The sequence below is a fragment of the Pseudomonas sp. CGJS7 genome, from assembly GCF_036961695.1.
In genome coordinates this window covers 1-7,807 of sequence record NZ_JBAMDI010000233.1, presented here as the reverse complement: position 1 = coordinate 7,807, position 7,807 = coordinate 1, and the positions used below count along the sequence as shown (strand labels likewise).

The 7,807-nt window shown below is 67.1% G+C and carries 9 protein-coding genes and 1 tRNA gene; 4 read left to right on the top strand and 6 right to left on the bottom strand.

The features are described 5' to 3' along the window. Positions 1-492: 492 nt before the first annotated feature. Entirely contained in the window at positions 493-1,002 is a 510-nt protein-coding gene (locus tag V7787_RS51580; protein WP_336095268.1) for a hypothetical protein, read from the top strand. Between the two features lie 103 nt (positions 1,003-1,105). Here V7787_RS51580 and V7787_RS51575 read toward each other — a convergent pair whose 3' ends face one another. Beyond that, positions 1,106-1,357 (bottom strand): hypothetical protein, encoded by a 252-nt coding sequence (locus V7787_RS51575; RefSeq protein ID WP_336095267.1) that lies wholly within the window; start codon positions 1,355-1,357, stop codon positions 1,106-1,108. Next, positions 1,354-1,902, bottom strand: a complete 549-nt coding sequence (locus V7787_RS51570; protein WP_336095266.1) for a hypothetical protein — start codon at positions 1,900-1,902, stop codon at positions 1,354-1,356. Before V7787_RS51570 ends, V7787_RS51575 begins: the two co-directional genes overlap by 4 nt. A 305-nt stretch (positions 1,903-2,207) precedes the next feature. Here V7787_RS51570 and V7787_RS51565 point away from each other — a divergent pair, with 305 nt between their 5' ends. Both V7787_RS51565 and V7787_RS51560 read left to right on the top strand, forming a co-directional pair. Continuing rightward, positions 2,208-2,591 (top strand): glycine zipper 2TM domain-containing protein, encoded by a 384-nt coding sequence (locus V7787_RS51565; RefSeq protein ID WP_336095265.1) that lies wholly within the window; start codon positions 2,208-2,210, stop codon positions 2,589-2,591. 24 nt (positions 2,592-2,615) lie between these two features. Then, positions 2,616-3,002, top strand: a complete 387-nt coding sequence (locus V7787_RS51560; RefSeq protein ID WP_336095264.1) for an EF-hand domain-containing protein — start codon at positions 2,616-2,618, stop codon at positions 3,000-3,002. A 48-nt stretch (positions 3,003-3,050) separates the two neighbouring features. Here V7787_RS51560 and V7787_RS51555 read toward each other — a convergent pair whose 3' ends face one another. From V7787_RS51555 to V7787_RS51540, 4 genes are all read right to left on the bottom strand, one after another. Next, positions 3,051-3,725 carry a response regulator transcription factor gene (locus V7787_RS51555; RefSeq protein WP_336095263.1) on the bottom strand — a complete coding sequence of 225 codons (675 nt, stop codon included), beginning with the start codon at positions 3,723-3,725 and terminating at the stop codon, positions 3,051-3,053. Between the two features lie 2 nt (positions 3,726-3,727). After that, positions 3,728-5,092, bottom strand: a complete 1,365-nt coding sequence (locus V7787_RS51550) for a sensor histidine kinase (protein WP_336095262.1) — start codon at positions 5,090-5,092, stop codon at positions 3,728-3,730. A 101-nt stretch (positions 5,093-5,193) separates the two neighbouring features. After that, positions 5,194-6,135 carry an alpha/beta hydrolase gene (locus V7787_RS51545; protein ID WP_336095261.1) on the bottom strand — a complete coding sequence of 314 codons (942 nt, stop codon included), beginning with the start codon at positions 6,133-6,135 and terminating at the stop codon, positions 5,194-5,196. 222 nt (positions 6,136-6,357) lie between these two features. Then, positions 6,358-6,450 (bottom strand) — tRNA-Ser (locus V7787_RS51540). A gap of 269 nt (positions 6,451-6,719) precedes the next feature. Between V7787_RS51540 and dnaX the strand changes: the two genes are divergently transcribed. Further along, positions 6,720-7,807, top strand: a 1,088-nt coding sequence (gene dnaX / locus V7787_RS51535; protein WP_336095260.1) for a DNA polymerase III subunit gamma/tau, incomplete at its 3' end; no start/stop codon positions are given.

Sequence of the window (7,807 nt, the reverse complement as noted above, 5' to 3'; positions counted from 1 at the left end):
GCTTGCGCCGCGCGCGCGAGGAAGGCGCCGAGTCCCCGCTCGTGGCCGGGTCGGAAAACTTTTTGCTCATCTGGATTCCTTGAAAAAGGACAGGAGTGATCGCGCCCGCCGCCGCGGTACGACGGCGGGCGCGGCAAACCGCGCGGCGGCGCAAACCCCCTTGGCCACGGCGCGGCGGGCGCAATCTAGAGGCGCCGCGCGGCGCGCGAATGCGAACGTGGGCGCAGTTCGCGCGGTTGCGTTGCAACATCGCTGTAATGATTCGTGAGAGTGCGGGATGAGTCGCGAATGCACAATTGGCGGGGGTTCGCGGCTGGTCCGCTGAGCGAACGAAAAGTTGTTTCTGTGCTTAAGGCAAGTTGATTCCGGTGGCGGCGCGAATGCCCCGCTCGGGCGCTGGAGCCGATGGCAGGCGGCCTTGGAATGTGAAACGATCCGCGTCGGAAGCGGCATCGTCGATGCCGCGATGGCCACGGGGGCTCGATACGCGTGATGACGCCCAACGCGTACCGCTGTGTGGGTTGCAGCCTGGAATACGGCATCCCCATGAAACTGCGGGTGTACGAAGGCGCGACGGAATTGAGAATGCTCACCTGGCCGGCGTGGTGCCAGCAGTGCGAAGCGCCGGTGTTGGCCGAGTACCTTCCCAGCCCCGCGGCGATCCTGGCCGAAGCGCGCGCATTGCGTCGCGGCGACGAGATCTACGCTTACCAGATCAGTTCGGACTTCTACCTGGACAAGCCCGAATACCTGCCGACCGAACTCGCGCGCCTGGACCAGCTCATGCAATGGCGCCGTACCCGCAAAGCGCCCTCGCAATGCCTGGATTGCGGCTGCACCGATCTGATGTTCGCGTCGCATCCGGAAGCCTCGTTCTGGCATCCGGGCTGCGGCGGCCTGCTGCAGCCGCGCTATACGGTGTGCGCCGGCATCTTCCGCCTGCCGTTGGAAACGTATTCCAGCGAGGGCATCAAGCTGTCCTCGCGAATAGTCACTTGCTGAGCCGGATCGGTCCGGCCGCGGCGTGCCGCGTTGTTCGGCGAGCAATCCCGCCAAGGCTGCGCGAAATTTCGTCGGGCATCGATCGATCCGTGTCGCTCCGCGGTCACGACATCGCGGCCTGCGCGTAATTCACGGCCGGCGACGCCGCAAGCGCGCAATGAAGTCCGCCCACGGCCAGCACGAGGCCATAGCAGAGCATTTGCAGGTAGATCAGACGGGCCATGAAGTAGAAAAACAGGCTGATCGTCAGGAACACCGCCGCCGCCACCAGCGCCAGCAACGTCGCGCGCGAAAAGTGATCGAGTATCAGATGGGCGCCGAGCTCGAACAGAGCGTTGATGATGACCTGGATCATCGCCGGGATTCCGCCGATGCGCGGTCGAGTGCCCGCTTCAGCCACGCCCAGGCCGCGGCGGCCAGCCAAACCGCCATCAACGTCAGAACGCCCCGACCGTTGCCCAGGTCGATCGCGAACCACGCGTAAGCCGCGGCGATCAAAGCAATCGAGCCGACGTGCAATGCGCGAAACAGCGGCTTTCGGCCGGCGACGGTGTTTCTGCGGCAGAGCGCGCCGGCTGGATTGATCGCGAGCAAGGCGCTGATGAGCAAGACCGCGCCGAGCATGAGAACCATTGCGCCAGGTTCATCGCTTGAGACGCTGAGCCAGCCGCCGAACGCGACGAATGCCGCCAGTTCCAGGCCATGGATACAGACGCTCGTTCGCGCCGGGTTCCACAACGAACTCGGCCATCGCGACGACCAGCGCGGTCGCCCACTGACGCGGCGTATGTTCCATGCGGCCGAAGTCAGGCCGTAATCGGGTTGTCGGCGCGGGGAGGGTTCTGTCCGGTTTCGGGCAACGCGGCATCCCGCCGATGCCTGTGAATCACGCACGTCCATAGTTCTCCGAAGGCGGCCGTGTCCGCGGCCTTCCCACTGCTGTGGAGCGCACTGTAGAAATCGAAGCTTGTCCGAACCTTGCGGCGGGGTCGCGGCGCTGGATGCGCTAAGTGGCCGTTCATGGATCGCGTCGCGGCTGGCTGCCTGAACGCACTCCTACCGAGGCTAGCGGCGAGTACCGCACGCAAGGTTGGTACAAGCTTCGATTTCTACAGTGCCCTGGACAGCAGCGGGGCGCTTGCATGCGCCGCTGTTGTTGCTGGCGAGAACTGTCTCTCATCAGCGACCCAGTAGAGGAACACGCCATGTTCAAGGCCACCGGAGCCGCCCTGCGAGGCACCGCCGTCGCCCTGATCGTCGCCGCAGGTCTGGCCGCGGCGCCGAACGCAGATGCAATGTCCAAGGAAGAACGCCGCGCCCTGACCGGCGCGATTGTCGGCGGCATCGCCGGTTCGCTGCTTTCCAATGGCGATCCATGGGCCACCGCCGGCGGTGCGTTGGCCGGCGGCGCCATCGGTAAAGCGACCACGCCCGACCGGCGTTACGACGACCGCAACCGCTGGCGCAACGACGACCGACGCGATTGGGAGCGCCGCGAGCGCGAACGCCGCGAGTGGGAGTCGCGCGAACGCGAGCGAGACCAGCGCGAGCGCGAATACCGTCAGCGCGAATACTGGCGCAATCGATAACCCTTACCCCCGAAAGGAACCGTCATGAAACAACTTGCAATCCTGGCCGTGGGGCTGTCCCTGGCCGGCGCGGCCGTGGCCGCGACCCCGCCCAGCGCGGAGCGCGCCTACATCGACGGCGCGTTCGCAGCGGTCGACAGCAACAAGGACAACGCCATCTCGCGTCAGGAGTTCGACGCGTTCATGCTCGCGCGGATCAAGAAACAGCGCGCCGAATTCGACAAGGGGTTCGCCGCCGCCGACGCCAACGGCGACGGCTTCATCGACCGCAAGGAAGCCGGTATCGAACCCACGCTCGCGCAACACTTCGATCCGCTCGACAGCAACAAGGACGGCAAACTGTCCAAGAGCGAGATGACCGCGGCGCTGCTGGCGGCGATGCAGCAGGGAAGTTTGGCCGCGGGCGGTTGATCCGTCCGCGTCGGCATCCGCTTGCGGGCAAGCGGACGGCCCCGCGCGCTATGGCTCGTCGGCGGTCTGCAACAGATAGCCCAGTCCGCGCATCGCGTGGATTTCCACGCCCGCCGGCGCCAGCGTGCGCCGCAATCGCGAGATATGCGATTCCAGCGTATTGGACTCGATGTTGTCGTCGAAGCCGTACACCGCTTCCTGCAATTTCTCGCGCGATACCGTGCGGCCGGCGCGCAGGCACAAGGTCTCCAGCACCAGCAACTGCCGCCGCGGCAGCGGCAGATTGGCGCCGTTCAAGCTGGCGCAGCGGTTGGCGAAGTCGAACTGCAGCGCGCCCAAAGTGATGGTGGGGATTTGCGGTTGGGCCGGGCGTCGGCACACCGCGCGTATCCGCGCCAGCAGCTCGTTCACGTCGAACGGCTTGGTGATGTAATCGTCGGCGCCGGCGTCCAGGCCCTGGATGCGGTCGTCGATGTGGTGGCGCGCGGTCAGCATCAGCACCGGCAAGCCCGGATGCAGGCGGCGCGCGAGCGGAATCAGCGACACGCCTTCGCCGTCCGGCAGTTGCCAGTCCAGGATCAGCGCGCGGTAGTCGGCATTGCTCAGCGCCTCGCGCGCCTGGCCCAGATCCGCGGCGACATCCAGCACGATGCTGTGCGCCGACAGCGCGATCTTCATCGCCTGCCACAAGCCTTGGTCGTCCTCGACCAGCAAGATGCGCATCCTCAGGTTCCTTGGGTTTGCGCGCGCGCCACCGGCAGTTGCACGCAGAAGCGCGCGCCGCCTTGGTCGGCGCGGGATACGCGGATGCTGCCCTTGTGCTGGATCACCACCTCGCGCGCGAGGTGCAGACCCAGTCCGCTGCCCTGGGCGGCGGGGTTGAGGCGGTAGAAGGGCGAGAAGATCTGCGAATAGTCTTCCTCGGCGATGCCCGGGCCGGCGTCGGACACGCTGATCCGGCCATCGGGCGACACGCTCAGCGCGATCTCGCCCGCGCCGCCGCCGTGGACCATGGCGTTCTGCAGCAGATTCATGATCACCCGCTGTAGCGCGCCTGCGTCGCCGAGCGCGAGCACCGGCGTCTGCGGCGCGTCGAAGGAGAATGCGTAGCCGGCCTTGATCAACAACGGTGCGATGTCTTCGCCGACGTCGCGGCAGACTTCGACCAGATCCAGCGGCTGATGGGCCATCAGGCCGCGATCGACCCGCTGCAAGTCCAGCAATTGCTCGGAGATGTTCTCCAGCCGCGCGATGTCGCTGAGCAGGCCGGTCTTGGCCGTTCCCGCCGGCAGCGCGCTGGCGCGCGCGCGGACGATGGTGATCGGCAAGCGCAGCTCGTGCGCCGCGTTGCCTAGGAAACGGTCGCGCGCTTCGGCGGCGTCCCAGATCCGCTCCAGCGCCTGATTGAACGAGTCGATCAGCGGCTTGAGCTCCGACGGCACCGCCCCGGCGTCGAGCGGCTTGCTGCGGTGATTCATGTCCAGCGTGCTCGCCTGCTCGGCGACTTTGCCGATGCCGCTCAAACCGCGGCGAACGATCCAGGGCACCAGCAGCAGGATCGCCGCCGCGATCGGCAGCGCCAGCCACAGGCCGATGAAGTAGAACAGCGGCCCGAACAAGCCGATGATGCCTTCGTCGGGAACGCCGCCGACGATGACGCGCACGCGTCCGCCCTCGCGTTCCTCCACGCTCAGCGTCGCGGCCAGGCGCGGGTCCGGGCTGCGCAGATCCGAATCCGACAGAAGGGTCAGCATTCCGAGCAGCGAGCGATACTCGCCGGGAGGTTTGCCCCAGGTGAGCGTGTTGCCGGCATCGTCGGCGACCACCAGCCAGGCGTTTTCCGGCGCCTCGCGCATGCGCCGCGGCAACAACGTCGGATCCAGCGCCAGCCGTCCCTCGCGCAAGCTCACCGCTTCCGCCGCCTGCTCGGCGATGCCGCGATACACCTGAAGCGCGCCGGGTTTCCAGATCATCGCGCAGATGACCAGGAAGATCGCGAAGATCAACACCACCACGCCCAGACCCACGCGCCAGGCGATGCGCCGGCTTAGCGATGGAGTGCGGGAAAAGAAAGGGATGTTGGTTCGCATGGCAGGCTTTGGCTCCGGCGACTTCTGCAACGCGCGAGTCGTCGCCGGCATGATAGCCACAATCGCCGACGGGGCCGGGCGGGCGATAGGGCGTCTATTGTTTAAGGATGGTTTGTAGACGGGGCGCGTTCATCGAGGGGGGCGAATGGCTTCGATGGCAACGCGCCGGCCGCCGGAGCGGTTTGCTTCTCGGCGACCCATGCCGCGAGAACTGCACGAAAATCGGGAGAGTCCGCCGCGCTCAGATGATCGCGACCGGGCACGATCAGCAAGCGCTTACGCCCCTCGGGCAAGGGCGCGGCATCGAACAGCGCCCGAGCGAATCGCGGCGGCGTGACGTCGTCGTTTTCGCCGACGACGAACAATGCCGGCTCATCCAAACCCGCCGCGACCTCGGCATTGCCCTTGCCGGCCAGCGCGCCTTCTGGCGCGACCCGGCGCACCAGCATCCGCGCCCACCACTTCTGCCTGGAGCGCAGATGCGTGGTCCAGTCCTCGGTGGTGGTGACCGAGCTTTCCAGAATCAAACCGTCCAACGTGCGCGCGGCGGCGACCCGGCCGGCCATGAAACTGCCCAGCGAATGGCCGTGCACGATCAGCGGCAATCCGCCCAGCGACGGGTCTTTGCGCAGATCGTCGTAGACCGTCACCGCGTCGGCCAGCAACGCGTCCAGCGACGCGGTCCCGGTGCTGGCGCCATAGCCGCGATGATCGACCAGCACCAGGTTCACCGGCGCATCCGCGTAGTTCTTGGCGGTGCGTCCCGCCGATTTGCCGATGGTGTAGCCGTTGCCGCCGAAGTACAGCACCGTGGCGACCGCGTCCTGGCGCAGCAGGCGCAGCGAATACAGTTGCGCGCCATCGGCCGCGGCGATGCGCGCCTCTTCGATCCGGTATTGCGGGAACTGCGTACGCAACCCGGACAGCTCGGCCGAAGGCGCCGTGCGCGGGATCACGATGTTGTTCTCGCGCACATGCCAAGTGCAGGCGGACAGGCTGGCGATGGCCAGCAGGGGCGACAAGCAACGGGCGATCGCGTGCAAGTGCATTCCTTTGCGGATGAGCGAAGCCGCTCGACCGCAGCTTCATAGCATGTTGCCGAAGGCGCGGCATCCATGGCGCGGGCAGGCCGTGCGGGCAGCCGGGCGGATACGGTCGATGCGGTGGGCCGGGGGCGGATGGCGCTGAGCGCGCAGACCTGCTGCGGCGAAGGCAAACCCAAAAACGAAACAGGCCCCTGAGGTCAGGGGCCTGTTCGACAGATCTGGCGGAGAGAGGGGGATTCGAACCCCCGAAGCGCGGTTTAGACGCTTACACACTTTCCAGGCGTGCTCCTTCAACCACTCGGACACCTCTCCGGATCCTGGCCGGGCCGCGTGAGCGGGCCGAGCAGGGCCGTGGATTCTAGCCGTCGCCGGCTTCGGGAACAAGCTGGCGGTGTCGACGGGCGCTAACGGCCTGCGCGGCGAGGTGGGGCGAGGGTGGGGCGTGGCACAATGCCGGGGTTCGTTCGCGAGCGTCCCGCGGCCTGCCGCCGGGCGCGACCGGCAGGCGCGCAGCGCCGGCCGCGCGGACGTTCGCGGCGCCGCCGGCGCCTTCCGCCCCGTCCCAACGCCTCAAGGATCCGATGTCCTATCTTGTCCTCGCCCGCAAATGGCGCCCCAAGCGTTTCGCCGAACTGGTCGGGCAGGAGCACGTGGTCCGCGCGCTGACCAATGCGCTCGGCACCGGGCGCGTGCACCACGCCTTCTTGTTCACCGGCACGCGCGGCGTGGGCAAGACCACTATCGCGCGGATTTTCGCCAAGTCGTTGAATTGCGAGCGCGGCACCTCGGCCGACCCGTGCGGCGAGTGCAACGCCTGTCTGGACATCGACTCGGGCCGTTACATCGACCTGCTCGAAATCGACGCGGCCAGCAACACCGGCGTGGACGATGTGCGCGAGGTGATCGACAACGCCCAGTACATGCCCAGCCGTGGTCGGGTGAAGGTCTACCTGATCGACGAAGTGCACATGCTGTCCAAGTCGGCGTTCAATGCGCTGCTCAAGACCCTGGAAGAACCGCCGGGGCACGTGAAATTCCTGCTCGCCACCACCGACCCGCAGAAGTTGCCGGTGACGGTGCTGTCGCGCTGTCTGCAGTTCAATCTCAAGCGCCTGGACGAACAGCAGATTTCCGGGCAGATGACCCGGATTCTCGCCGCCGAGCAGATTCCGGCCGAGGAGTCGGCGATCCGTCAGCTGGCCAAGGCCGCCGACGGCAGCTTGCGCGACGGGTTGTCCTTGCTCGATCAGGCCATCGCTTACGGCGGCGCCGGCGGGGAAACGCCGCTGGAAGGCGCGGCGGTGGCGGCGATGCTCGGTTCGGTCGACCGGACCCGGGTCGGCGCGGTGCTGTCGGCGCTGGCCGACGGCGAAGGCCAGCGGCTGCTCGATGAAGTGGCGACCCTGGCCGAGTTCTCGCCGGACTGGGGCAATGTGCTGGAGGCCCTGGGCGATGCGCTGCACCGGATCCAGGTGCGTCAGCTGGTGCCGGAAGCGGCGGTCGAGGCCGACGGCGTCGATGTCGATGCGCTGGCCGCGCAGCTGCGGCCGGAAGTGGTGCAGCTGTGGTACCAGATGAGCGTCAACGGCCGTCGCGATCTGCCGCTGGCGCCGAGCCCGCGCGCCGGTTTCGAGATGAGCGTGCTGCGGATGCTGGCGTTCCGGCCGGG